This is a genomic window from Micromonospora sp. CPCC 206060, assembly GCF_036906895.1.
Classification (GTDB): Bacteria; Actinomycetota; Actinomycetes; order Mycobacteriales; family Micromonosporaceae; genus Micromonospora.
Window position 1 is genome coordinate 90,101 of the sequence record NZ_JBAKHU010000004.1, and the last position, 24,529, is coordinate 114,629.

Genomic DNA, 24,529 nt, shown 5'->3' on the forward strand with positions numbered 1-24,529 from the left:
GAACCTTCAGGAAGGTGACGCCCGATGGGGCTGGACAACGTCGCGGTGCACTGGCCAAGGACCGGCCGCTTCTACGAACCGGTGGCGCCCGCCGAGTTCGTCGACTTCGGCACGATCGCCGAGTACCCCGGCATCCCCGCGCCCGCCGGTGCCCTCGCCGGGCTGATCGCGCAGACCGGTACCGTCCGGGCCACCGCGTACACCGAACTGGTCGACCTGCTGCTCGGCCTGGACAATGTGCTCTACGCCACAGAGGCTGCGGCCGAGGACGAGGACCCGGTGATCGACCCGGACGGCTGTGCCTGGATCGCCGGTGGATTGGAGCGCTTCGTCGAGGGCCACCGGGATCACGGCGAGGAGATCACCTTCGACAGCGTCGGCGTCGTCCTACGCGCCGCGCTGGCCGACGGGCGCCTCGCCGAGCAGCAGCTCCGGTGGCTGGACAACCGGCTCGACGCCCTGCGGGACAAGGCCGGGGCACCGCCGCAGTGGAACTTCACCCGCTCCGAGCTGGGGATCCTGGCCCGCTTCTACCGCCGCTGCGCGGACAAGGGCTTCGCGGTCTACGCCAACTCCTGACCGTGGTCCGTCCGACGCGGGCCGGCAGCCCGCGTCGGACGTCGGTCAGCCGTAGGTGTCGCGGGGGCCACGGCCGCGTACCCGACGCGGTCCCCGCGACCAGGACGGCACGGCCGGGCCGTGGATGTGCAACCGGCGGACGACGTTGTGACCCAGCTCTCGGGCGATTCGGGTCAGCAGCGAACCGGTGAGCAGCCGGAGCTGGGTGGCCCAGGCGGTGGACTCCGCCTCCACGGTCAACGTACCGTCCTCCAGCTTCACCGGCCGGCTGTGCTTGGCGATCTCCGGACCGACCACCCGCTCCCAGGCACCGAAGACGGTCGCCTCCGCAGCCGGCTGCTGCCAGCCGCGCGCCTTCACCAGCCGGGCCAGCACCGTGCCGAGCATCTGCGGGTCGCGGGGATCCGGCCCGGGACCGGAGTAGCCACGCAGCCGGCGACCGGTGCCACCCCGGCCGTCGGCACCGCCGGAGGCGGGGTCGCCCGGGGTACGCCGCCGGGGCCGGACCGCCTCCCGACGGGCCTTCGCCGCATCGAGTACCGCCCTGGCCAGCTCGGGTCCGCTCGCCCCGGGAGGAGCGGGCGGTGGGGTCACGGGTTCATCCGGCACGGCGTACCGCCCCCTCGTCCACCTGGTAACGCGTGCCACTCAGGGCCGCCGGAACATCATCGTCCACCGCGCAGGTCACCAGAAGCTGCCCGGCCCCACCGACCAGCTCGGCCAGGCGGTCCCGCCGCCCGGCGTCCAGTTCCGCGAAGACGTCGTCGAGCGCGAGTACCGGCTCGATGCCGTCGGCCCGCAGCAGGTCGTACGCGGCCAGCCGCAACGCCAGCGCGAACGACCAGGACTCGCCGTGGCTCGCGTACCCCTTGGCGGGTAGCGGGCCGAGGGTCAGCGCCAACTCGTCCCGGTGCGGGCCGACCAGGGTCGTCCCCCGCTCCGCCTCCGCCGCGCGGGAGTCGGCCAGCGCGGTGGCCAGCGCCTCCTGCAACATCGCCCGGTCCACCGGGGCGGTACCCAGCTCGACGGTGGCCCGGTAGGCCATCGCCGCAGCACCCCGGCCGGCGGCCACCGCGTCGTACGCCTTGGCCACGTGCGGACCGAGCGCGGCCACCAGCTCCAGCCGGCCGGCCAGCAGCTCGGCGCCGTGCCGGGCCAGGTGGGTGTCCCAGACGTCCAGCGTCGAGAGGTCGGCCCCCCGGGAGCCTCCCGTCTTACGGGCCAGGTACGCCGTCCGTAGCAGGGCGTTGCGCTGTTTGACCACCCGCTCGTAGTCGGCCCGCACCCCGGCGTACCGGGGTTGCCGGGTGACCAGCAGCTCGTCGAGGTAGCGCCGCCGCTCGGCCGGGTCGCCCCGGACGAGTTCCAGGTCCTCCGGGGCGAACAGCACCATCCGCAGCGCGCCCAGCACGTCCCGGGCCCGGCGGACCGGGGACCGGCCCAGCCGGGCGCGGTTGGCCCGACCGGGCACGATCTCCAGCTCGATCAGCAGCTCGCGCCCCTCGTGTGCCACCGCGCACCGGATCACCGCCGCCGAGGCACCCACCCGGACCAACGGGGCGTCCATGGCGACCCGGTGGCTGGCCAGGGTCGCCACGTAGCCCAACGCCTCGATCAGGTTGGTCTTGCCGACCCCGTTGGCACCGACGAACACGTTCGGCCCCGGCTCAAGGTCGATCGCCACCCGCTCGTACGAGCGGAAGTCGACCAGTTCGAGCCGGCGGACGTACACGGGTCAGCGCTTGTGGATGGCGTGGCCGCCGAACTGCTGGCGCAGCGCGGCGATGGCCTTCATCGCCGGGGAGTCGTCCTGGCGCGAGGTGAACCGGGCGAAGAGAGCGGCGGCGATCACGTTCATCGGCACGGCGAGCCGGACCGCCTCGTCCACGGTCCACCGGCCCTCGCCGGTGTCGTCGGCGTACCCGCGCAGGGTGGCCAGCTCCGGGTCCTCGTCGAGCGCCCGGTCGAGCAGGTCGAGCAGCCAGGACCGCACGACGGTCCCCTCCCGCCACGACTTGAACACCCCGGGGACGTTGGTGACCAGCTCGGACTTGGCCAGCAGCTCGTAGCCCTCAGCGTAGGCGTGCATCAGGCCGTACTCGATGCCGTTGTGCACCATCTTGGCGTAGTGGCCGGCGCCGACCGGACCGGCGTGCACGAAGCCGAACTCGCCGGCCGGCTTCAGCGACTCGAAGATCGGCATCAGCCGGTCGACGTGCTCCTGCGCGCCGCCGACCATCAGGGCGTAGCCGTTCTGCTTGCCCCACACGCCACCGGAGACGCCCACGTCGAGGTAACCGATGCCGCGGGTGGCGAGACGCTCGGCCCGGGGGCCGTCGTCGCTGAACCGCGAGTTGCCGCCGTCGATGATGATGTCGCCGTCGCCGAGCACCTCGGCCAGGGAGTCGATGGTGGCGTCGGTGACGCCGGCCGGCACCATCACCCAGACGGCACGCGGCGCGGCGAGCTTCTCAGCCAGCTCGGCGAGGCTGGCGACGTCGCTCACCTCCGGGTTCTGGTCGAAGCCCACCACCTCGTGCCCGGCGGCGCGCAACCGTTCGCGCATGTTGCCGCCCATCCGGCCGAGTCCTACCAGGCCGAGCTGCATGTCTTTTCCCTCCGGTACGTGTCAGGTCAGGCCAGCGCGGTCAGCGGGTGACCCGGATCGGCATGATCAGATAGCGGTACCCAGGAATGGCCTCGCCATCCTCACCGGCGGGGGAAATCACCGCGGGCTTGAACGCGTCGACGAAGTGCAGCACGGCGGTCGGCGCACCCAGGTTGGCCAACCCGTCGATCAGGTACTGCGGGTTGAAGCCGATGGTCAGCGAGTCACCGGTGAACGTGGCGTCCATCGCCTCGCTCGCCCGGGCCTCCTCGGTGCCGCCGGCCTCCACGATGAGCCCGTCGGAGCTGAAGCTGAGCAGCACCGGGGTGGTCCGCTCGGCGACCAGGGCGACCCGCTTGACCACCTCGACGAGGGTGGAGACCGTCACCCGGGCCTCGGCGTTGTGGGTGGCCGGGAAGAGCGACCGGACCGGCGGGTAGTTGGCGCCGTCCAGCAGGCGGCTGGTGGTACGTCGGGTACCACCGGCAAAGCCGATCATGCCCTCGCCGGCGCCGCCCTGGGCCAGCGCCATGGTCACCTCGCCGCCGAGCGGGCCGAGAGTCTTGGCGGTGTCGTTCAGCGTCCGGGCCGGCACCAGGGCGTTGATGCTGACCTCGGGATCCTCCGGGTTCCAGCGCATTTCGCGTAGCGCCAGCCGGTAACGGTCGGTGGCGAGCATTGCCAGGGTGTCCCCGGTCAGCTCGATGCGTACCCCGGTCATCATCGGCAGGGTCTCGTCCCGGCCGGCGGCAACCGCGACCTGGGCGACCGCGGCGGCGAACGCGGCCGCGTCGATCGTCCCGGCGCTGGCCGGCATATCCGGCAGGGTCGGGTAGTCCTCCACCGGCATGGTGGGCAGGGTGAACCGCGCGCTGCCGCAGACCAGCTCCAGATGGGCGCCGTCGGCGGCGATGTCCACCGGCTTTGCCGGCAAAGCCTTGGTGATCTCGGCAAGCAGCCGACCGGAGACCAGGGCCGCCCCGTCGGCGTCGCCCTGCACCTCGACGGTGACCTGGCTGGAAACCTCGTAGTCGAAGCCGGAGACCTGCAGGTTGCCATCGGCAACCCGCAACATCACCCCGGCAAGCACCGGTACCGATGGCCGGTTGGGCAGGCTCTTCGCGGTCCACGCCACCGCGTCGGCGAGCGCGTCGCGCTCTACTCGGAACTTCATGCATGCCTCCGCGTCGACGTCAGCGACAACTCTCTCATGCCGACCGCTGCCTACCGACCCGCCCGACCGTGCGGGTCACCCTCGCACCTTAGGGCGCTCGGCCATCGGCTGTGCGTCCGGCCCCTCCGATTCCGCTCCCGCTGCCGGCCAGGCCGGTACGGAGAGCGGGATCCACAGAAAGCCCAACGGTGATGATTGGTTTTTGTTCTCTAGAAGAGATAGAAGCCATCGTCTTCATCGGTGCTGTGCAAACTGTGGAGAACCCGCGTTTGCGCAGGTCAGACGATTATCCACCGGTGGTTTAGCTGTGGATGACCTGGGGTAAAACCCCCCTGTTTTTCCACAGGCGGTTCCGGGTCCACAGGTTTTCCACCGCCGTCCACAGCTCATCCACCGGTTATCCACCGACTTTCTCCCCAGTGCTGTGGAAATCCGGATCGGTTACCGGCGCCGTTGTCCCCAGATCCTTCAACAGGCTGTACACAGGGGACCCAGCGCCGGTGGACGACGCGCCGAACGTGTCGACCCGTCCACAGGGTTGTCAACAGGACTTGTCCACAGGTTGTGGGTTTCCGGGTCGAGGGACACCAGAGGTTGTCCACCGAGCTGTGGATAACAGGGTGTGGACAAGTGCGCCCCGCTGTGGAGAACCGACGCCGGATGTGGGTGACGGAGGACCCGGAAACGGCGGTGGCCCGGCTCAACGGCCGGGCCACCTTCCGATGCGACGTCTCAGGCGTTCTGTTTGATCCGGTTGGTCAGCTCGGCGATCTGGTTGTAGAGCGACCGCCGTTCCGCCATCTGCTGCCGGATCTTCCGGTCGGCGTGCATCACCGTGGTGTGGTCACGGCCACCGAACGCCTGCCCGATCCTGGGCAGGGAGAGGTCGGTCAGTTCCCGGCACAGGTACATCGCCACCTGACGGGCGTTGACCAGTACCCGGGACCGGGAGTGCCCCCGCAGGTCCTCCAGGCTGACGCCGAAGTAGTCCGCGGTGGAGATCATGATCTGGTCCGCGTTGATCTCCGGCCCGGAGCCGTCCGGGATGAAGTCCCGGAGCACCTCCTCGGCCAGGGACAGCTCGACGGAGGAACGGGTCAGGCTGGCGAAGGCGGTGACCCGGATCAGGGCACCCTCCAGTTCCCGGATCGAGCTGGCGACCCGGGACGCGATGAACTCCAGCACGTCCGGTGGCGCGTACAGGCGCTCCTGGGCGGCCTTCTTCTGCAGGATCGCGATCCGGGTCTCCAGATCCGGTGGCTGGATGTCGGCCAGCAGCCCCCACTCGAACCGGGTCCGGAGCCGGTCCTCCAGGGTGGCGAGCTGCTTCGGGGACCGGTCCGAGGTGATGACGATCTGCTTGTTGGCGTTGTGCAGCGTGTTGAAGGTGTGGAAGAACTCCTCCTGGGTCCGCTCGCGGTTCTCCAGGAACTGGATGTCGTCGATCAGCAGGATGTCGACGTCGCGGTAGCGGCGTTGGAACGCACTGGTCTTGTCGTCGCGCAGCGAGTTGATGAAGTCGTTGGTGAACTCCTCGGTCGACACGTACCGCACCGAGCGGGCGTGACCGAGGGTCGTGGCGTAGTGGCCGATGGCATGGAGCAGGTGGGTCTTGCCCAGCCCGGAGTGGCCGTAGATGAAGAGCGGGTTGTACGCCTTGGCCGGCGACTCGGCGACCGCGACGCTCGCCGCGTGGGCGAACCGGTTCGACGAGCCGATGACGAAGGTCTCGAACATGTACTTCGGGTTGAGCCGGTTGCCCCCGGTGTCCACACCGATGCCGGGACGCCGGTCGTCCCGGCCGCCGGGTCGGTGCTCGGTGGGGGCCGGTCCGCGTCCCGGGCCGCTGTCCGTCCCGCCGTCGCGGGGCAGTCCCCGCAGGGTGGGCTGGTCACGCAGCACGCCGGCGTCGTCGCGGTAACGGGGCTCGAAGGCCTGGGGATCCGGTGGCGGCAGGACCGGGGATCCGGTGGCGGCCCGGTCGTCCCGGTTCCGCCGTTCCTGGGCGGGCGGGCGGCGGGACTCCAGGTAGGGGGCGGAGAAGAGGGCCTCCTGCCCGTCCCGGCTGGCCGGGATCAGGCCGGGCCGCAGGCCGGTCTCCCCCGGCAGGTGTTGGGCGGAACCACTGATCCCCGGGTCCGGTCCGGGCCCACCGGCCGACGGACGCTCCCGGCCGGCGTCCCGCTCCCGGGACGGTTCGAGATCCCGGTTGAGATCCTCGTGGTTGCGGTCGCGTTCCCGGGCGAGCTCGCGGTCACGCTCCAGGGCGAGGTCACGGTCGCGTTCGTGGGTGAGGTCCCGGGCCAGGTCACGGTCGTCGGCGTAGCCGCCCGCTCCGAACGGGGGGTGGTCCGGCGCGGTGGGCGGGTTACCGGTCGGTCCGTCGTACCCGCCGTAGCCGGGTGCCGGGTAACCGGTCGCCTCACTGCCGTAGACGGTCCCCGTGGTGCGGGCCTGACCCTCCTCGGCCACCCGGACGGTGACTGCCACCTGGATCGGCCGGCCCAGCCGTCGGGTCAGCGCCTCGGTGATCGCCGGCCGCAGCCGGGACTCGATGACGTCCCGGGTGAACGCGTCGGGTACGGCGAGCAGGGCGGTGTCCTCGACGATCGCACGGAGCCGGGTGAGGCGGAGGTAGGCACGCTGCTGCGCGGAAATGATCTCGTCGGCGAGTTCGTCGGTCGTCGCCGTCCACACCGCGGCGAGGTCGATCGTTCCGGCCACCCTGGTGCCACCCCCTCGCCTCTGCTCCCCGGCCGCCGCTGCTGTCCCAGCCGCCGTTCCGGGCCTGCCACCGCGCTCGACCAGGCTGAACGTCGCCTGCTCGAACCGTCGGTCGATCCACCATCCACAAGTTATCCACAGCCTGTGTATCGACCGATTGTGGCCGCCCGCCGGACTCGTGCCAGACCTGCCCCTGCCTGAAACGGGCGCCGAAGCGGGTTCACCGTGCCGAACGATTCACCACCTTGTCCGGTCTTGCGCTGGCGCGAGAACCGGACCACAGTGACACCGAGCCACCGTGACGACCGGCCCGGTGACAGTCAGGTCCCGGACGCGGACCGCAAACGCGCACGGTAACAGCGTTCTCCACGCACCTACAACCGGCGAGTGTCACCGGCCTTCTCGGTATGCGTCAAAACCGTCGCTTCGCCTCGCCCCGCAAATGGTCCCACCAGCGGGTACGCCCCGCGTCGCGGCAGGTGGACCGGGCTGGACCGGGACGGCCCGCCGCACCCGGTGCCGGGGAGGTTTGACGACGATTGCCCCCCTGCCTAGGCTGGAGCGGCCGCTCTCACGCCCTCTGCTAGGGTGATGGGTGCTTGCTGTCCGCAGTCACGTCCCCGCATCGTCGAGGCCCGTGCGACGTCGGGCAGCACCGAGGAGGGCCACCCGTCCGGTGGCCCACGCCAGACCACCACACGATCCCGGCGCTCCCCGCGCCCGGGACGTACGGAAGACGGAGAGCCTGACGTGAGCAAGCGCACCTACCAGCCGAACAACCGCCGGCGCGCGAAGACCCACGGCTTCCGGCTGCGCATGCGCACCCGGGCCGGTCGCGCCATCCTGTCGAGCCGTCGCGCCAAGGGTCGCGTCACCCTGTCGGCCTGACGGCCGACGGGGCCCGATCCGGGGGACGTGGGCAGTCGTGCTGGCAGCCGCGCAGCGACTGCGGCGCAGCGTCGACTTCGCCGCAGCGGTCCGTGGTGGCCGGCGGGCCGGTCGTGGCGCTGTCGTGGTGCATCTGCACCTCCCCGACACCATCGGCACCCCTGACGTGAGTTCTCCGGCAGAGCCGGCGCGGACGATCGACGCGGAGCAGCCCTCCGTGTCCGCCCGTGCCGGCTTTGTCGTGTCCAAGGCGGTGGGCAATGCCGTGGTGCGTAACGCGGTCCGTCGCCGGCTGCGTCACCTGGTCCGGGAACGGCTCGACTCGTTGCCTGCCGGGGCCACTCTGGTGGTCCGGGCGCTGCCCGCTGCGGCGGGAGCGTCGTACACCCGGCTCGGCGCCGATCTCGACGCTGCCCTGGCCGCTGCACGGACCCCGCGCGGGTCGGGTCGGCGACCCCGGTGACCGGTGCGACAGGTTCGTCCCGCCCGGCCACAGTCGGTGCCCGGGTGCTGGCAGGACCCATCATCGCGTACCGTCGGTGGATAAGCCCGGCACTGCCGGCCCGCTGTCGGTTCTACCCGTCGTGCAGCGCGTACGCCCTGGAGGCGGTAACGCGGCACGGTGCGCTCCGCGGAGCCATCCTGGCGGTCCGGCGGCTGTTGCGCTGCCACCCCTTTCACCCTGGTGGGCATGACCCGGTGCCCGAGCCGGGCCGCCCCCGCCGTACCGACGTGACTGGAGCCCCGAATTGAGTCTCGACTGGATCTACTCTGCGATTTCGTGGATCCTGCTGCTCTGGCACTCGGCCTGGGACGCCATCGGGGTGCCGGACGACGCGGTAGCGGGCACCAACTGGGCGTGGATCCTGGCCATCATCTTCCTGGTGGTCACCGTCCGGGTGATTCTCTTCCCGGTCTTCGTCAAGCAGATCAAGTCGCAGCGGGCGATGCAGGCGCTCCAGCCCAAGGTCAAGGAGCTCCAGGAGAAGCACAAGGGTGACCGGGAGACGCTCCAGAAGGAGATGATGGAGCTCTACCGGAAGGAAAAGGCCAACCCGCTGATGGGCTGCCTTCCGATGTTCCTCCAGATCCCGGTCTTCCTCGGCCTCTTCCACGTGCTGCGCCGGCTCAACCCGGACAAGAGCGAGGCCGGCAAGACCCTCTACGGCTGGACGGTCGACCAGTTCAACAGCGCCTCCCAGGCGAACCTCTTCACCGCCCCGATCGCCGGCAAGTTCGGCTCGACGGCCGAGGAACTGTCCCGGCTCGGCGCGAACGGCACCACCGTCAAGGTCATCGCCGGTGTCCTGGTGCTGGTCATGATGCTGACCACCTACCTGACCAGCCGTCAGATGATCCTCAAGACCGGCTGGGCCGAGGACCCGCAGCAGCGGATGATCCAGCGTCTGATGCTCTACGGCATCCCGCTCTCCCTGCTGGTTTCCGGTGCGATCTTCCCGATCGGTGTGATCATCTACTGGGTCACCAACAACCTCTTCACGCTCGGGCAGCAGCAGTGGGTGCTGCGGAAGTTCCCGCCGCTGGTGATGAACACCGGTGTGGCCAAGTCCGGTGCTGCGAAGCCGGGTGCGTCCCGCAGCCCGGTGCAGCCGGCCAGGTCCGGTGGTCTCTTCGGCCGGGGTAAGACGCAGGCCCAGCCGGTGGTTCCGGCGAAGCCGGTGAACAAGGCGCTGGCCCCGAAGCCCGGTGCCAAGCCGGCCAACCCGAAGAAGAACCGCCCGGCGAAGCGCCAGGGTTGAGCTTGTGCGGTCACCGGTGGCACCACCATCGGTGACCGCGCCGAATCCACGCCCGTGCAGCCGCCAGGTGCGCCGGCGCCGGAAGTGGATTCCGCCGCGTACCAGCGCGGTCACGGGCGACACTGCCCGTACAGACGTGCCCGCGACCGGCGAAATCCCCCGGTCGCGGGAGATCAACGGACCGACGGTCCGGCCGAACGAGTACGGAGATGAACCGTGACCGACACCAGCATCCCGCGCACTAAGGAGTCCCTGGACGCTGCGGCGGATCCGATCGCCGATCAGGAGACCGACGACACCGAGGACGTGGCCGAGGAGACGGCAGTAGCCCGGAAGGTACCGGCTGACACCGACCTGTTCCGGCAGAGTGAGATCGCGGCGGACTACATCGAGGGGCTGCTCGACATCCTCGACTACGACGGTGACATCGACGAGCTGGTCTCCAGTGGCCGGCCGGTGGTGGAGGTGGTCGGTGGCCGGCTCCAGGCCCTCGTCGGTCAGCGTGGTGCCACCCTGGAGGCGTTGCAGGAACTGGCCCGCCTCGCGGTCTTCCGGCAGACCGGTGCACCGAGCCGTCTGCTGCTGGATGTTGGTGGCTACCGGGCGAACCGTCGCAAGGAACTCGCCGCCGTCGCCAAGAACGCGGTGGAGAAGGTCAAGGAGTACGGCGAGCCGGTCCGGCTGGAGCCGATGTCCGCGTTCGAGCGCAAGTGCGTGCACGACGTGGTGAACGCGATGGCGGGGGTGGAGAGCGAGTCCGAGGGCGTCGAGCCCGACCGGCGCATCGTTGTCCGCCCCGCCAAGGACTGACGACCTGATGACGTACGACAGTGCGGCTGATGCCGTGTCCGGCCCGGGTGGCACGCCACCCGGGCCGTCGGCTGTGGACGGGACACCGCTGACCGACCAGGTGACCCCGGATGGCGACGAACTGCCCACGGCCGGCGATGTGACGCTGCCACCGGAGCTGGCCGGTGCCGCCCGATTGCTCTTCGGTGAGCGACTCGACCTGGCGGCCGGCTACGCCGAGCTGCTGGCGACCGAGGGCGTGGTACGCGGGCTGATCGGGCCCCGGGAGGCACCGCGGATCTGGTCCCGGCACCTGCTCAACTGTGCGGCCGTCGCCGAGCGGATCCCGGCCGGGGCGACGGTGCTAGACGTCGGATCAGGGGCCGGCCTGCCGGGTCTGGTCCTGGCGATCGCCCGTCCGGACCTCACCATGGTGCTGGTCGAGCCACTGGCCCGGCGTACCTCCTTCCTGGTGGAGGCGGTACAGAGTCTCGGCCTGGCCCGGTCGGTCCGGGTGGTCCGGGGTCGGGCCGACGAGGTGGCGGCGGGTACCACCAGCGCCGGCGTACTTGTCGGCGACATCGTCACCGCCCGCGCGGTGGCGCCACTCGACCGGCTCACCGGGTGGTGTCTGCCGCTGGTGGGACGTGGCGGTCGGCTGGTCGCGCTGAAGGGGATGTCCGCAGCGGAGGAGATCGCCGAACACGCGGAAGCGGTGGAACGGCTCGGGGGTGGTGAACCCAGCGTGCACCAGTGCGGGGTCGGGATCATCGACCCGCCGACCACCGTGGTCGAGATCGTGCGGGAGCGGATCGTGCATCCGCCGGGTGTCCGACCGGTGAAGCCGTCGAAGTCGGCTCGACGGTCCGGCTCGTCGGCCGGGGGCGGGCGACGAGCGCGACGGGGATGACCAACGGTCGGACCATGTCCCCGCCGCGACGGGGATGACTAACGGTCGGACCATGTCCCCGCCGCGACGGGGATGGCCGGCGGCCGGGGGCGGGGAGAGGTTTGGACGGGAATGGGCCCGCTGACCGGGCCGGTTCCGGCTCCCCTGCCGATGCACCCGGACGATGACTCCTGCCGGAGCTGCGCTCCCCAGCGGGGTGCGCCTCGACTCACGTGAGCAACCGCCGTGGACCTGATCCACCTTTCCGCCGTAGGCTGACTGCGCGTCGATAATGTGGATCGGTCCGTGTCGAGTTGCGACGGCCCCGACATCTCTGCCGATCCGGCCGACCATCCGAAGCGGGCAGGGATGACAGGGTGCAGGACGACGGTAGGAATGACGAACCAGGAATGACCCGGCCCCGGAGTTTCCCCTCCGCGCCGGGTAACGCCGTTTCACGTGAAACGGCGTCCGATGGCTGGTCGGCGGCGGGCCGGGCCCGTCCGCCGCAGCAGTCTCCGGCACTACCGCCGGCGCCCGCAGGTCCGGCGCCGGTGGAGTACCTTCCCGCTGTGCCGGTCGGGGAGCAACCTCCCGGGGATGATCTTCCCCAGCGCTGGGCGGCGCAGGTCGACACGCCCACCCCGTACGCCGGAGCGGTCCCCCCGGAAACCGCGCCGGCCGCGTACGTTTCACGTGAAACCCCGACGCGCGAAGAGGATGACCCACCGTTGGCTATGGAGGCGATGCGCGCCGTGCAGATCCTGAACCCGAGTGGCGAGGTGACCATGCCTCGGCCCGAACGGACCCGGGTCATGTGCGTCGCCAACCAGAAGGGCGGCGTCGGCAAGACCACGACCACGGTGAACCTGGCCGTGGCTCTGGCTCTGCACGGCAACCGGGTACTGGTGATCGATCTCGACCCACAGGGCAACGCCTCGACCGGGTTGAACGTCCCGCACCACAGCGGTGTGCCCGATGTCTACGACTGCCTCATCAACAGCGTGCCGCTGGCCGAGGTGGCCCAGGGCGTCGAGGGCATCCCCAACCTGTGGTGCGTACCCGCGACCATCGACCTGGCCGGTGCCGAGATCGAGTTGGTCTCGGTGGTGGCCCGTGAGTCACGGCTGCAAAGGGCTATCGCCGCCTACCCGGGCCACTTCGACTATGTCTTCATCGACTGTCCGCCCTCGCTGGGCCTACTGACGGTCAACGCGCTCGTTGCCGCGCAGGAGGTGCTGATCCCGATCCAGTGCGAGTACTACGCGTTGGAAGGGCTCAACCAGCTCATCCAGAACATCAACCTGGTACGGCAGCACCTCAACCCGAACCTCGACGTGTCCACGATCCTGCTGACCATGTACGACCGCCGTACCCGGCTGGCCGATGCGGTCGAGCAGGATGTCCGCAACCACTTCGGTGACAAGGTCCTCCAGGCGGTGATCCCCCGGAACGTACGGGTCTCGGAGGCGCCGAGCTATGGCCAGTCGGTGATGACCTACGATCCCGGGTCACGGGGTGCGACGAGTTACTTCGAGGCTGCGCAGGAGATTGCGGAGCGCGGCGTGAAGGAACCGGTCGGCCGGAATGCGTAGTGGGGACAAGTCGCTGGGAGGCGTGGCATGAAGAACCGTCCACGGGGCGGGCTGGGTAGAGGGCTAGGGGCACTGATCCCCACCGGGCCGACCCAGCCGTCCGCGGTCGCCATCGCCGAGGCACCTGTCGACCCGGTTCCGGTTGATCCGTCGGACGCCGTTGCGGGTACGGCGAACGGTTCGGCATCGGCTCCGGCGGCTCCGCAGCCGGTGGAGCCGCCTCCGGCTGTCGATCCTGGTCCCCAGCTCGCGCCGGTTCCCGGAGCGCGGTTCGCCGAGATCCCGGTTGACGCGATCGTGCCGAACCCGAAGCAGCCCCGGCAGGTCTTCGACGAGGAGGCGTTGGAGGAGCTGAAGACCTCGATCGAGGAGGTCGGCTTCCTCCAGCCGATCGTCGTGCGCCAGCTTGAGGACGAGCGGTACGAGCTGGTGATGGGTGAGCGGCGTTGGCGCGCCGCCCAGGCGGTCGGCCGGGAGGCGATCCCGGCGATCGTGCGGGACACCCGGGACGACGCGATGCTCCGGGACGCTCTGCTGGAGAACATCCACCGGGCCAACCTGAATCCGTTGGAAGAGGCTGCCGCCTACCAGCAGTTGCTGGAGGAGTTCGGCGCCACGCACGAGGAGTTGGCCCGGCGGATCGGCCGGAGCCGTCCGCAGATCTCCAACACCATCCGGCTGCTCAATCTGCCGGCCCAGGTCCAGCGGCGGGTGGCCGCCGGTGTGCTCTCCGCCGGGCACGCCCGGGCGCTGCTCAGCCTGGACGAGCCGGAGGCGCAGGAGCAGCTCGCCCACCGCATCGTCGCCGAAGGGCTCTCGGTGCGTGCCACCGAGGAGATCGTCCAGCTCGCGCTGGCGGAAGGGCCGGCGAAGACTCCGGCCAAGCGGCGGACCAAGCCGCACGCCCCGGCGCTCACCGATCTGGCGGACCGGCTCTCGGACCGGTTCGACACCCGGGTGAAGGTCGATATCGGGCGCAGCAAGGGCAAGATCACTATTGAGTTCGCCACGGTGGACGACCTGGAGCGGATCGTCGGCATCATCGGTGTCGACCAGTCCGACGCCGACTCCGAGGACTGACAACGCTCCACGGGAGCGGGCCGGACGCCCTGGTCTGGCCGGGCTGGTCCATCCCCGCTGTGGGTGGTGATCAGCCGCCAGGCCAGGGGCAGAAAGTACGACGGGTGGGCCGGGTCAGGTCAGAGACATGCCCCACGTGCAGTGGCTGCGGGAGGTCCCTGCTGAGGCCCACACTCGGTCGCCAGGAACAACAACGCTGGCCGCGCACCCTCCTTCCTTCTGAGGGGCGCGGCCAGCGTCGTCCCGGCGTTCGGAAACAGAACCATCCGGCGCGGTGATCATGATTAGCGGCGCTGATGGGTCCGTGGACACCGTCAATCTCGTGGTCAATGCGACGAGCGGCGGCGCGTTTCACGTGAAACCCGTGGACCCGCCCGCCAAGGGGTGCGGTGGGGTCCAGCCCAGGAATCGCTCGAAGGCGACTTTCGGGTCCAGCTCGGGGATGAGCGCGGCCAGCTCCGGCAGTGCGTCGAGCAGATGGGTGGCCATCAGCACAGCCAGCCCCACCCGGTCTCGGCCGTACTCGCAGCGCAGCGCCAGCCTGGCGGCGGCGCAGGGCCACGGACGGTGGCACGAGCGGCAGAGCCAGATCGGGCGTAGCGGAAGATGGCCGTCCACCCGGGCCGGCAGCACCGGATTCACCGTCGCCACGGTGATCGGCTCCGCTCGGGAGCGGACCGTCCGCGAGCGGGAGTGTCCCAGCCGCGATCAGGTGAGGATCGGTCGCGATCGGGGCAGGGCCAGCGGAGACCGCAGGAGCACCACCGTCCCCAACGTTGCCAGAGCCGGCGGTGGCGCGGCTGGAGTGGCACCGGATCGCTCCTCACGTCCGGGGTAGCCCGGTTGACGGGGCCGCACCATCACCCGGTGATCCGGGGCTGGCGGGGAAGGACGGGCCAACACCCGCCAGGCCAGCCGCCGCCGGGGCACCAGCAGTTGCCGGGGCACCAGCACCCGCCGGGCCAGCACCCGCCGGGCCAGCAGTTGCCGGGCCAGCAGTTGCCGGGGCAGCAGCCACCGGGGCACCAGCACCCGCGGGGCCAGCAGCGGGGTCGGGCGATGCCGGTGAAGGGCCGACATCGGGCGTAGGCGGGTCGGGCTCCGGCGGTGCCGAAATCGGGACCGGGACCGGGACGGCGGCGATCGGGGTACGGGGGGACGGGATCGGTTCGTAGTCACCGGAGTAGGCAGGCACGGGTTTCCTCCTCAGAGCTGGCGAACATCACTCGCGGTACGGACGACTCGCGGTGGCGTGTCGCTCACAGTGTGGTGATTCGCCCACTACGGTCGGAACCACTGACCCAGCTACCCGGTCCGTCGTGTCCGTTCCCCCTCACCAGGGTGGTTGACGGGTGCGCCGGACGTCATGGAGGTGTGATGGCCGGCCCCCGGATGTCGACCCTGGAGTTCCTTGCTGGCGAGCTGCGCCGGGCCCGTACCGCGGCCGGGCTCTCCCAGGAGGACCTGGCCCAGCAGATCAACTACTCCCAGTCCCTGGTCTCGATGATCGAACAGGCCCGCCGTACCCCGGGCCTCGACTTCATGACCCGGGCCGACGACGTGCTTCACACCGACGGTCTGCTGGTCCGGTTGCAGGCCCTCGTGCACATCGAGTCCGCGCCACCCTGGTTCCGGGAGTGGATGGCAGTCGAGCAGGAGGTCGCCGCGCTCTGGTCCTTCGAGGTGTCGGTGCTGCCCGGTCTGCTCCAGACCGAGGACTACGCCCGTGCGGTGCTGGCCACCGGCGGCCTGCTCCCCGAGGACCGGGCCGAGCGGCTGATCACCTCCCGGATGCAGCGGCAGGCGGTGCTCACCCGGGACCGGCCGCCGCAGTTCGTCGCGGTGTTCGACGAGCAGATCCTGCACCGGCCGGTGGGCGGCCGGGCGGTGATGCGGGAGCAGTTGGCCCACCTGGTGGAGATGGGCCGGCGCCCGCACATCCAGATCCACGTGGTCCCCGCCGACGTGGGCGAGTACCCAGGGCTGGCCGGACCGTTCGTGCTGGGCTGCTACGACGACGGCACCCGGGTGGTCCATCTGGACACCCCGCTGCACGGTCAGGTCATCGACCGGCCTGAGGACGTTGCTAACCTGAACCGGCGATGGGAGGCGGTGCGCGGGGAGGCGCTGTCCCGGCGACAGTCCGCCGAGCTGATAGCGAAGGTGGCGGAGGAGCTATGGAGCTGAGCGGTGCCCGGTGGCGTAAGTCCACCCGGAGCGACAACGGTGGCAACTCCTGCGTGGAGGTGGCGGACAACCTCCCCGGGGTCGTGGCGGTGCGGGACAGCAAGGACCGGCAGGGGCCCGTGCTGACCTTCAGCCCGGCGGTGTGGCGGGGCTTCGTGGCCGCCGTCGGCACAGTCGGCCCCCGCCGGGGGAGCGCTTTGGAAAACTGAGCAGATCGATGGCGACGCCCCCGTACCGATCCGGCCGGGGGCGTCGTTGCTATATCCGGGTACCCCCACAGCCGCCCGCGACGACACTGCCCCGGTTCTCCACAGGGAGTCCCGCGCGGTGGATATCTTTATCCACAGGAGTTATCCACAGGCACCCCCTGTTTCACGTGAAACAGCGCGTAGAAGTCCCTCGGAGCCTGTGGATTACCGCCCGGAAGCAAGGGCTGACGCGGTGCGCTGTCCCCAGCGAGCCTGTGGATAACTTGTCGGTAGCCGTCCGGTGGCAGCGCGAAGCAGGGAGGGACAGGCGCCCCCAAAAGGGCTAGGGTCAGCGTCGTGCCGCACACCCCTCCCGCTGTTCCTGAGTTCACCAACTGGCCCTCGTTTCCCTTCGAGGGCGACTTCCGCGTCCGCCAGCTCGACGACCCGGTGGACGTTGAGCCGTTGCGGAAGGGCGAGGGCTCCCGAGAGTGCACCGCCTGCACCTCCCCCGACGACGCGTACATCTGGGTGGGTGAGCGATGGCGGGTGCGCACCATGGACCGGCCCACCGGCCTGCCCATGGTGCTCATCCTGGAAACCCGGTCCCACCTCGACCTCGGTGACCTGCCGAACCTGCTCGCCGCCGAGCTGGGCGTGATGACGGTACGGCTGGAGCGGGCCATCCGGTCGCTCGACGGGGTCGCCCGGGTGCATGTGAACCGTTGGGGTGACGGCTCCGCGCACCTGCACCTGTGGTTCCTCGCCCGCCCGTACGGGCAGCTTCAGCTCCGGGGGACGTTCCTGTCGCTGTGGGACGCCATCCTGCCGCCGATCTCCGAGGAGAGGTGGCGGGAGAACCTGGCCATGGTGGCTGCCTGGCTGGCCGACTTCGAGGGACGACCGCTGGCCGAACCGCCCCGGATCCACTGGCAGGCCCCGGCCAGCTTCACCGAGGGCGGAGAGTCCGAGCCGACCGCAGCAGCGGCCCACGGTGACGGCGACCCGGTCTCGATCACCGTGGCGGAGGAGCCACCGGCCCGGGAGGAGTAGAGCCGGGCGGGGCTTGAAGGGGCAGCAGTCGAACCCACCTCCGTGGCAGACTCCGGCGATGATTCCTGGGGCATGCACCGCAGCATCGGCAGGTACCTGGCAACTCGGGGACCGCACCGTCAACCGGATGGGCTTCGGCGCCATGCGGCTGACCGCGAACGCCGATGGCAGCCCGAGTGACCGGGACCGGGTGATCCGGGTCCTGCGTCAGGCGGTCGAGTTGGGCGTCAACCACATCGACACCGCCGCCTTCTACTTTTCCCCGCTGCGCTCGGCCAACGAGCTGATCAACCGGGCCCTCGCTCCGTACCCGGACGACCTGGTGATCGCCACCAAGGTCGGTCCGGGTCGGGGCCCGTCCGGCGAGTGGCTGCCGCTGGCCAGCCCGGCGCAGCTTCGCGGCCAGGTCGAGGAGAATCTGCGCCAGCTCGGCCGCGATCACCTCGACCTGGTGAACCTCCGGATACACGGCCGGAAGCCGATCGCCGAGCTGTTCGGTGCGCTGGCCGAGCTGCGCGACGCCGGGCTGATCCGCCACCTCGGCGTCTCCAACGTCCAGCCCTGGCAACTCACCGAGGCCCAGGCCATCGCTCCGGTGGTCGCCGTGCAGAACCCGTACGGCCTCGGCTACCGCCGACGGTACGACGGGCTGCTGCGGACCTGCGACGAACAGGGAATCGCCTTCGTACCGTTCTTCTCCATCGCCACCACCGGTCGGGAGAAGGGTGCGGTCGACGCCGAACACGACGAGGTACGCGCCGTCGCCGCCGCCCACGGTGCGACGCCCGCGCAGATCAGGCTGGCGTGGGCGCTGCATCGTGGCCCCAACGTGCTCGCCATCCCGGGTACCGGCAATCCGGACCACCTGGTCGAGAACGTGGCCGCTGGTGCGCTCCGGCTCTCCAATGAGGAGTTGACCCGCCTGGAGAAGCTGCACGAGGCGTTCGAAGCCGAGTGACCGCCCGCCCCAAGGGCGCCGAGGCCGGAGCGGGTGTGCCGGAGTCGGGTGGACCCTGCCGTCAGGCGACGGCGGTCGACCGGGCGGCGGCCCGGCGGACCATCGCCCCGAGCACCCGGCCGAGGTCCAGCCCGGCGGCCTGCACCGCGAGCGGCAGCAGCGAGGTCTCGGTCATACCCGGGGAGACGTTGACCTCCAGCACGTGCGGCCGGCCGGCGGCGTCCACGATCAGGTCCACCCGGGAAAGGTCGCGCAGCCCGAGTGCGGTGTGCGCGGCCAGGGCCACCCGGGCCACCTCCGCCGCCACCTCCGGCGTGAGCCGGGCCGGAGAGTGCCAGGTGGTCAGGCCGGCCGTGTAGCGGGCGGCGTAGTCGTAGACGCCGTTGCGGGGCACGATCTCGACCGCCGGCAGAGCCTGCGGACCCTCGCCCAGGTCGATCACGGAGACGGCCACGTCCATGCCGGAGACGTACCGCTCGACCAGCGCCGTCGAGCCGTACGCGAAGCAGCCCACCATCGCGGCGGGCAGCGCGGAGGCCTCGCGGACCACCGCCGCCCCCAACCCGGAACCACCCTGCGCCGGCTTCACCATCAGCGGCAGGCCGAGCCGGTCGACGATCCGGTCGAGTACCGCGACCGCGCCCAACTCGGAGAAGCGGTCGTGCGGCAGGGCCACCCAGTCCGGGGTGGGGATACCGACCTCGCGCAGCACCGCCTTCGCGGACGGCTTGTCCCAGGCCACCCGGGCGGCCTGGGCGTCACAACCGACGTACGGCACCCGACACAGGTCGAGCACACCGCGCAGCGAGCCGTCCTCACCGGTCGCGCCGTGCAGGGCGATCACTGCGGCGTCCGGCGGATCGGCTTGGAGCGCCGGGAGCAGGGCCACGTCGGCGTCCCGGATTTCGGCCTCGATGCCCACCGACCGCAGGGCGTCGAGCACCCGCCGCCCGGACCGCAGCGACACGTCGCGTTCGTAGGAGAGCCCGCCCGCCAGGACGAGAATACGGGGATCGGAGTGCCCAGCAGTGCCGGCAGCGGATGTACCCATGCGGGAGATCATGCCAAGTCAGGACCCGGCACGTCCGCGGCGGCCTGCCCGCGGCGGCGCCCGGCGGCCTGCCCGGCGACCGGACCGAAGACCCGGCGCATGGCGATCTCCTGCTCCATCACCCCGGCCAGCCGGCGGATACCCTCCCGGATCCGCTCCGGCGGCGGGAAGGAGAAGTTGAGCCGCATGTTGCCGGCGCCCGCACCGTTGGCGTAGAAACCGGTCCCCGGCACGTACGCCACCCGGGCGGCGATCGCCCTCGGCATCATCGCCTTGGAGTCCAGCCCGTCCGGCAGGGTGGCCCAGACGAAGAGCCCGCCGTCCGGTTCCGTCCAGGTGGTGCCCTCCGGCATCAGGTCACCCAGCGCGTCCAGCATCGCGTCCCGGCGCTCCCGGTACACCTCGCGGTAGACCTTCAGCTGCTCCCGCCAGGGCATGGTGCTCAGGTAGGTGGTCACCGCCGCCTGGGCGTACGCGCTCGGGCAGAGGATCTGCGCCTCACTGGCGATCACCAGCTTGTCGCGTACCGCGTGCGGCGCCAGGATCCAGCCGACCCGCAGCCCGGGGGCGAACGTCTTGGAGAAGGTGCTCAGGTAGAAGACCCCGTCCCGGCGACGGGCCCGCAGCGGGGCCGGGGCGTCCCCGGCGAAACCGAGCTGACCGTACGGGTCGTCCTCGACCACCAGCAGCCCGGCCCGCTCGCAGATGTCCAGCACCCGCTCCCGTCGCTCCTCGGTCAGCGTCACGCCGGTCGGGTTCTGGTAGGTCGGGATCGTGTAGAGGAACTTCACCCGGCGGCCGGCCCGGGCGGCGTCCGCGATGGCCGCCTCCAGCGCCTCCGGGATCAGCCCCTCGGTGTCCATCGGCACGTGCACGACCTGCGCCTGGGCGGCCTGGAGCACACCGAGCGCGCCGACGTAGGTCGGCCCCTCGGCGAACACCACGTCACCGGGATCCAGGAAGAGCCGGGCGACCAGGTCGAGGGCCTGCTGCCCACCGACGGTCACCACCACGTCCTCCGGCGAGGCACCGCAGCCCACGTCGATGCCGGACAGCGACATCACCTCGCAGATGCGCTCGCGCAGCTCCAGGGTGCCCTGGCCGATGCCGTACTGGAGGGTGGTGTGGCCCTGCTCGGCGGCGAGCCGCCCGAGCATCTCACCGACCGCGTCGAGCGGGAGCGCGGCGATGTACGGCGCGCCACCGGCGAGCGAGACCACCTCCGGCCGGCTGGCCACTGCGAAGAGTGCCCGGATCTCCGAGGCGGTCATGCCGCGCACCCGGCGGGCGTACCGGTCGGTGTAGTCGTCGAGCGTCGTGCCGGTCATGACATCACCTCGATCGCGTGTCCGTTGGTCGATCGTAGTCCGCCCAGGCCACGGCGTGTCGTGGGATGTGAGTCGAGTCCACATGGCGGGCACCGGACGGACCGGATCGCGCGTACTCCTCCCGCCGTGTCCCGGGGCGGCGTACGATCGCACGTCGGGGGTATACCGGCGGCGGCGATGGCCCGGGGGTGTCCGCACCGCCACTGCACACGTATTCACGGTGCCCGGCACCGTCGAGCCTATCTGTGGGGATGCGCCATGTCGCGACGTCTGGTCAGCCTGACCCTCGACACCTTGGAGGACCTACCACGTCCCTGCCGTAGCTGCGTCTACTGGGAACTCGACCCGGTCTCCGCAGAACGGGCCTGCGCAGCCGGCGACCCGGGCCTGGAGAAGGAGGCCTGGGTGTCCCAGACCCTCCTGGAGTGGGGCTCCTGCGGCAAGCTCGTCTACGTCGACGGGATGCCCGCCGGGTTCGTCATGTTCGCCCCGCCGGCCTACGTACCCCGCTCGATGGCCTTCCCCACCTCACCGGTCTCCGCCGACGCCGCCCTGCTGATGACCGCACACGTGGTCGCCGCGTTCGCCGGCGGTGGCCTGGGCCGGATGCTGGTCCAGGGGGTCGCCCGGGATCTCACCAAACGCGGCATCAAGGCGATCGAGGCGTTCGGTGACGCCAAGTTCGGTGACGCCGACGAGCCCGGGGGCGGCGGTTGTGTCGCCCCGGCCGACTTCTTCCTCTCCGTCGGGTTCAAGACCGTACGCCCGCATCCCCGGTACCCCCGGCTGCGCCTGGAACTGCGAACCGCGCTGTCCTGGAAGTCCGACGTCGAGTACGCGCTGGAGAAGCTCCTCGGCTCGATGAGCCCGGAGACCCTGCTCCGCCCGGTACGCCCGGCCACCAGCTCGGTCTCCGGTAGCTGAGCACCCCAGTTCGGTCAGGCCGGGGCGGTGGTCGCCACCCGGCTGGCCGCCGCCGCCCGCAGTTCGCTCACGTTGATCGAGCCGGTCGGCACGTCCCGCTCGATGGGGAAGTACATCCGCTGCACCGCGGCGACGATCGCGTCGACCACCCGGTCCCGGAACCGTGGATCGATGAGCCGGGCCAGGTCGGTCGGCGAGGTGAGGTAACCGACCTCCACCCGGACCGCCGGCATCCGGGTCAACCGGAGCAACTCCCAGCTCTTGGCATGGGTACGGCAGTCCCGCAGGCCGGTCCGGGCGACGATCTCCCGCTGCACGAGGCCCGCCAGCCGCTCACCGGTGGCCGAGGTGACCCCGTTGTCGGTGCCGTAGTGGTAGGTGGCCACCCCGTCGGCCGCCGGGTTGGTGTGGCAGTCGACGTGCAGGGAGATGAAGACGTCGGCGTTCAACGCGTTGGCCAGTTCCGCCCGTTCGACGTCCGGCAGCGGTGCGGCGGGAGCCGGACCACGGGTGAGCTGTACCCGCATCCCGGCGGCGGCCAGCCGCCCCTCCAGCCGGCTGGCCAGGTCGTGCACCAGGTCGGCCTCGCTCCAGCAGAGCGGTCCGTCGGGTACGACCACACCCGGGTCGGCTCCGCCGTGGCCGGGGTCGATCACCACGGTCCGTCCCACCAGCGTGGGGCCGGCCTGCCGGATCGCGTCCGACTCGCGTAGCCACTGGGGTCGTCCCCCGACCACCTTGCGCCCCAGCCGGCGCAGCGCGTTCATGGTGTGCGGCCCGCATGACCCGTCGGGGACGAGCCCCATCTCCCGCTGGAACTGCGCCACCGCACGGGCGGTCCGTACCCCGTAGACCGCATCCGCCCGGCCGACGTCGTACCCCATCTCCAGCAGCCGTTCCTGGAGGGTCCGGACATCCTCGCCGGCCAGCGGCTCCGGTACGGCGTGGTAGAGGGTACGGGCGCCGAGCCGCCAGCGGGCCGCGTCCAGCGCCCGCCAGGTCTCCGGCCCCACCCGACCGTCGACGCTCAGGCCCCGGCTCTGCTGGAAGGCGCGTACCGCGCGTTCGGTGTCCGCGTTGAACTCGTCCGCCCCCACGGCCGGGGCAAGCAGATCGAGTCGGGCCAGGATGCTGCGGATCTCGCGTACCGCAGGCCCCCGGTCACCAGGACGGATCGGGCGCATGGCGGACCCCCTCTGCGTGGAACGCCGGCCGACCAGGGCGTCGTGACGCCCGGCCGGAACCCGGTCCAACTGCCATCCCCACTGCGTGACGTACTGGAGCGTACCGGGATATTCCGGCCCTGGCCCCGTTAGCACGGTATGCGCTGGTGGGGCGGTGCGTGGCCCAACCGCACAAAGCAGTGCGCCCGCAGCCGGAGGACTGCGGGCGCATCGGTGGTCCGGGGGGAGCCGGAACCGGTCAGGGGTGACCCAAAATCAGAGCGCGGCCTCGATCAGGCGGACCAGTTCGCCCTTGGGCTTGGCGCCCGCGATCGACTGCACCGGCTCGCCGTTCTTGAAGATGGTGAGGGTCGGCACCGACATGACCCGGTACGCGCGGGCGGTCTCCGGGTTCTCGTCGATGTTGAGCTTCACGATGCTGATCTGGTCGCCCATCTCACCGGCGATCTCCTCCAGCAGCGGTGCCACCTTGCGGCACGGGCCGCACCACTCCGCCCAGAAGTCGACCAGCACCGGCTTGTCGGACTTCAGGACGTCACTGGCGAAGTTCGCGTCGGTGACCGCCTTTGTTGCTCCCACGGTTAACCCTCCTCGGGGCGTTGGTCAGACTGCTCAGACTTCCAGGGTGGCGATGAAGCGCTCGGCGTCCAGGGCGGCGGCGCAGCCCGTACCCGCAGCGGTGATCGCCTGACGGTAGGTGTGGTCCACGACGTCACCGGCGGCGAACACACCAGGCACGCTGGTCCGGGTGCTCGGCGACTGGACCTTCACGTAGCCCTCGTCGTCCAGTTCCACCTGGCTGCGGAAGAGTTCGCTGCGCGGGTCGTGGCCGATCGCCACGAAGACGCCGGTCACGTCGAGCACCTTCGACTCACCGGTGTGCACGTTCCGCACCCGTACGCCGGACACCTTGCCGTCGTCGCCGAGGACCTCCTCGACCACGGTGTTCCACTCGACCTTGATCTTCTCGTTGCTCAGCGCCCGGTCCGCCATGATCTTGCTGGCCCGGAACGAGTCGCGGCGGTGGATGATGGTCACCGACTCGGCGAACCGGGTCAGGAACGTGGCCTCCTCCATCGCCGAGTCGCCGCCGCCGACCACCACGATGTGCTGGTTCCGGAAGAAGAAACCGTCACAGGTGGCGCAGGACGACACGCCGTGGCCGAGGTACTTCTGCTCACCGGGGACGCCGAGCGGACGCCAGGCCGATCCGGTGCTGAGGATCACAGCCCGGCCCCGGTACGCCGTCTCGCCCACCCAGACGGTGCTGGCCGCACCGCTGCCCGGGGTACCGGTGTCGACCAGCTCGACCCGGGTCACGTCGTCGGTGATGAACTCGGCACCGAACCGCTCCGCCTGCTTGCGCATGGCGTCCATCAGCTCCGGCCCGAGGATCCCGTCCGCAAAACCGGGGAAGTTCTCCACCTCGGTGGTGGTCATCAACGCGCCGCCGGACTGAACACCCTCGATGACCAGGGGCTTGAGGTTGGCGCGCGCGGCGTAGACCGCCGCCGTGTAACCGGCCGGCCCGGAGCCGATGATGATCAGGTTGCGGACCTCGTCCACTGCC

25 protein-coding genes and 1 pseudogene are annotated in these 24,529 nt (G+C 70.7%); 14 read left to right on the top strand and 12 right to left on the bottom strand.

Features of this window, described 5'->3' with window-relative positions; all coding sequences use genetic code 11:
* Window positions 1–24 precede the first annotated feature (24 nt).
* Window positions 25–579, top strand: a complete 555-nt coding sequence (locus V6U90_RS05790; RefSeq protein ID WP_334431683.1) for a hypothetical protein — start codon at window positions 25–27, stop codon at window positions 577–579.
* A 45-nt stretch (window positions 580–624) separates the two neighbouring features.
* Here the strand turns inward: V6U90_RS05790 and V6U90_RS05795 are convergent, their stop codons facing one another.
* The 5 genes from V6U90_RS05795 to dnaA form a co-directional block, all read right to left on the bottom strand.
* Entirely contained in the window at window positions 625–1,188 is a 564-nt protein-coding gene (locus tag V6U90_RS05795; RefSeq protein WP_442933530.1) for a DUF721 domain-containing protein, read from the bottom strand.
* On the bottom strand, window positions 1,178–2,311 hold the full coding sequence (recF, locus tag V6U90_RS05800) for a DNA replication/repair protein RecF (protein ID WP_334431687.1): 1,134 nt from the start codon (window positions 2,309–2,311) through the stop codon (window positions 1,178–1,180). The genes V6U90_RS05795 and recF overlap by 11 nt, the downstream gene beginning before the upstream one ends.
* Before the next feature lie 3 nt (window positions 2,312–2,314).
* The gene (gnd, locus tag V6U90_RS05805; RefSeq protein ID WP_334431690.1) at window positions 2,315–3,187 is read right to left on the bottom strand and encodes a phosphogluconate dehydrogenase (NAD(+)-dependent, decarboxylating); all 873 of its coding nucleotides are present in this window, start codon (window positions 3,185–3,187) and stop codon (window positions 2,315–2,317) included.
* Window positions 3,188–3,227: 40 nt separating this feature from the next.
* Window positions 3,228–4,361 carry a DNA polymerase III subunit beta gene (gene dnaN / locus V6U90_RS05810; protein ID WP_334431692.1) on the bottom strand — a complete coding sequence of 378 codons (1,134 nt, stop codon included), beginning with the start codon at window positions 4,359–4,361 and terminating at the stop codon, window positions 3,228–3,230.
* Window positions 4,362–5,093: 732 nt separating this feature from the next.
* Entirely contained in the window at window positions 5,094–7,085 is a 1,992-nt protein-coding gene (gene dnaA / locus V6U90_RS05815) for a chromosomal replication initiator protein DnaA (RefSeq protein ID WP_334431695.1), read from the bottom strand.
* A gap of 750 nt (window positions 7,086–7,835) precedes the next feature.
* Between dnaA and rpmH the strand changes: the two genes are divergently transcribed.
* From rpmH to V6U90_RS05855, 8 genes are all read left to right on the top strand, one after another.
* Complete coding sequence (rpmH, locus tag V6U90_RS05820; protein WP_208810600.1) at window positions 7,836–7,973, top strand: 50S ribosomal protein L34; 138 nt, start codon at window positions 7,836–7,838, stop codon at window positions 7,971–7,973.
* A gap of 37 nt (window positions 7,974–8,010) precedes the next feature.
* Window positions 8,011–8,436, top strand: coding sequence for a ribonuclease P protein component (rnpA, locus tag V6U90_RS05825; protein WP_334431697.1), 426 nt, complete (start codon window positions 8,011–8,013; stop codon window positions 8,434–8,436).
* Window positions 8,437–8,480: 44 nt separating this feature from the next.
* Window positions 8,481–8,726, top strand: coding sequence for a membrane protein insertion efficiency factor YidD (yidD, locus tag V6U90_RS05830; RefSeq protein ID WP_442933531.1), 246 nt, complete (start codon window positions 8,481–8,483; stop codon window positions 8,724–8,726).
* A complete protein-coding gene (yidC, locus tag V6U90_RS05835) occupies window positions 8,723–9,733 on the top strand; it encodes a membrane protein insertase YidC (RefSeq protein ID WP_334431701.1) in 1,011 nt (336 codons plus the stop codon). The genes yidD and yidC overlap by 4 nt, the downstream gene beginning before the upstream one ends.
* A 216-nt stretch (window positions 9,734–9,949) precedes the next feature.
* Window positions 9,950–10,543 (top strand): Jag family protein, encoded by a 594-nt coding sequence (locus tag V6U90_RS05840; RefSeq protein WP_334431704.1) that lies wholly within the window; start codon window positions 9,950–9,952, stop codon window positions 10,541–10,543.
* Window positions 10,544–10,664: 121 nt separating this feature from the next.
* Window positions 10,665–11,432: a 16S rRNA (guanine(527)-N(7))-methyltransferase RsmG gene (rsmG, locus tag V6U90_RS05845; protein WP_442933537.1), complete on the top strand. Its 768-nt coding sequence runs from the start codon at window positions 10,665–10,667 to the stop codon at window positions 11,430–11,432.
* Window positions 11,433–11,821: 389 nt separating this feature from the next.
* On the top strand, window positions 11,822–13,006 hold the full coding sequence (locus tag V6U90_RS05850; protein ID WP_442933532.1) for an AAA family ATPase: 1,185 nt from the start codon (window positions 11,822–11,824) through the stop codon (window positions 13,004–13,006).
* A 27-nt stretch (window positions 13,007–13,033) separates the two neighbouring features.
* A complete protein-coding gene (locus V6U90_RS05855) occupies window positions 13,034–14,086 on the top strand; it encodes a ParB/RepB/Spo0J family partition protein (protein ID WP_334431710.1) in 1,053 nt (350 codons plus the stop codon).
* A 351-nt stretch (window positions 14,087–14,437) separates the two neighbouring features.
* Here V6U90_RS05855 and V6U90_RS05860 read toward each other — a convergent pair whose 3' ends face one another.
* Both V6U90_RS05860 and V6U90_RS05865 read right to left on the bottom strand, forming a co-directional pair.
* Window positions 14,438–14,728, bottom strand: coding sequence for a hypothetical protein (locus tag V6U90_RS05860; protein ID WP_334431713.1), 291 nt, complete (start codon window positions 14,726–14,728; stop codon window positions 14,438–14,440).
* Between the two features lie 66 nt (window positions 14,729–14,794).
* Window positions 14,795–15,166, bottom strand: a complete 372-nt coding sequence (locus V6U90_RS05865; protein ID WP_334431715.1) for a hypothetical protein — start codon at window positions 15,164–15,166, stop codon at window positions 14,795–14,797.
* Window positions 15,167–15,463: 297 nt separating this feature from the next.
* Here V6U90_RS05865 and V6U90_RS05870 point away from each other — a divergent pair, with 297 nt between their 5' ends.
* From V6U90_RS05870 to V6U90_RS05885, 4 genes and pseudogenes are all read left to right on the top strand, one after another.
* Entirely contained in the window at window positions 15,464–16,273 is an 810-nt protein-coding gene (locus V6U90_RS05870) for a helix-turn-helix domain-containing protein (protein ID WP_334431718.1), read from the top strand.
* Complete coding sequence (locus tag V6U90_RS05875) at window positions 16,264–16,482, top strand: DUF397 domain-containing protein (protein WP_334431720.1); 219 nt, start codon at window positions 16,264–16,266, stop codon at window positions 16,480–16,482. The genes V6U90_RS05870 and V6U90_RS05875 overlap by 10 nt, the downstream gene beginning before the upstream one ends.
* A 336-nt stretch (window positions 16,483–16,818) precedes the next feature.
* Window positions 16,819–17,574: pseudogene (locus V6U90_RS05880) on the top strand (hypothetical protein); the annotation flags it as partial.
* Window positions 17,573–18,472 (top strand): oxidoreductase, encoded by a 900-nt coding sequence (locus V6U90_RS05885; protein WP_334431722.1) that lies wholly within the window; start codon window positions 17,573–17,575, stop codon window positions 18,470–18,472. The pseudogene V6U90_RS05880 and the gene V6U90_RS05885, both read left to right, overlap by 2 nt.
* A gap of 61 nt (window positions 18,473–18,533) precedes the next feature.
* On the opposite strand, the gene V6U90_RS05890 is transcribed toward V6U90_RS05885, so the two are convergent.
* Window positions 18,534–19,523: a D-alanine--D-alanine ligase family protein gene (locus tag V6U90_RS05890; protein ID WP_334431724.1), complete on the bottom strand. Its 990-nt coding sequence runs from the start codon at window positions 19,521–19,523 to the stop codon at window positions 18,534–18,536.
* A gap of 8 nt (window positions 19,524–19,531) precedes the next feature.
* On the bottom strand, window positions 19,532–20,851 hold the full coding sequence (locus tag V6U90_RS05895) for an aminotransferase-like domain-containing protein (RefSeq protein WP_334431726.1): 1,320 nt from the start codon (window positions 20,849–20,851) through the stop codon (window positions 19,532–19,534).
* Window positions 20,852–21,109: 258 nt separating this feature from the next.
* Between V6U90_RS05895 and V6U90_RS05900 the strand changes: the two genes are divergently transcribed.
* Window positions 21,110–21,775 carry a GNAT family N-acetyltransferase gene (locus tag V6U90_RS05900; protein WP_208810589.1) on the top strand — a complete coding sequence of 222 codons (666 nt, stop codon included), beginning with the start codon at window positions 21,110–21,112 and terminating at the stop codon, window positions 21,773–21,775.
* 14 nt (window positions 21,776–21,789) lie between these two features.
* Here the strand turns inward: V6U90_RS05900 and V6U90_RS05905 are convergent, their stop codons facing one another.
* The 3 genes from V6U90_RS05905 to trxB form a co-directional block, all read right to left on the bottom strand.
* Complete coding sequence (locus V6U90_RS05905) at window positions 21,790–22,959, bottom strand: N-acetylmuramoyl-L-alanine amidase (protein ID WP_334431729.1); 1,170 nt, start codon at window positions 22,957–22,959, stop codon at window positions 21,790–21,792.
* A 255-nt stretch (window positions 22,960–23,214) separates the two neighbouring features.
* Window positions 23,215–23,538 (bottom strand): thioredoxin, encoded by a 324-nt coding sequence (trxA, locus tag V6U90_RS05910; RefSeq protein WP_208810587.1) that lies wholly within the window; start codon window positions 23,536–23,538, stop codon window positions 23,215–23,217.
* 33 nt (window positions 23,539–23,571) lie between these two features.
* On the bottom strand, window positions 23,572–24,525 hold the full coding sequence (gene trxB / locus V6U90_RS05915) for a thioredoxin-disulfide reductase (protein ID WP_334431732.1): 954 nt from the start codon (window positions 24,523–24,525) through the stop codon (window positions 23,572–23,574).
* Window positions 24,526–24,529: the final 4 nt, after the last annotated feature.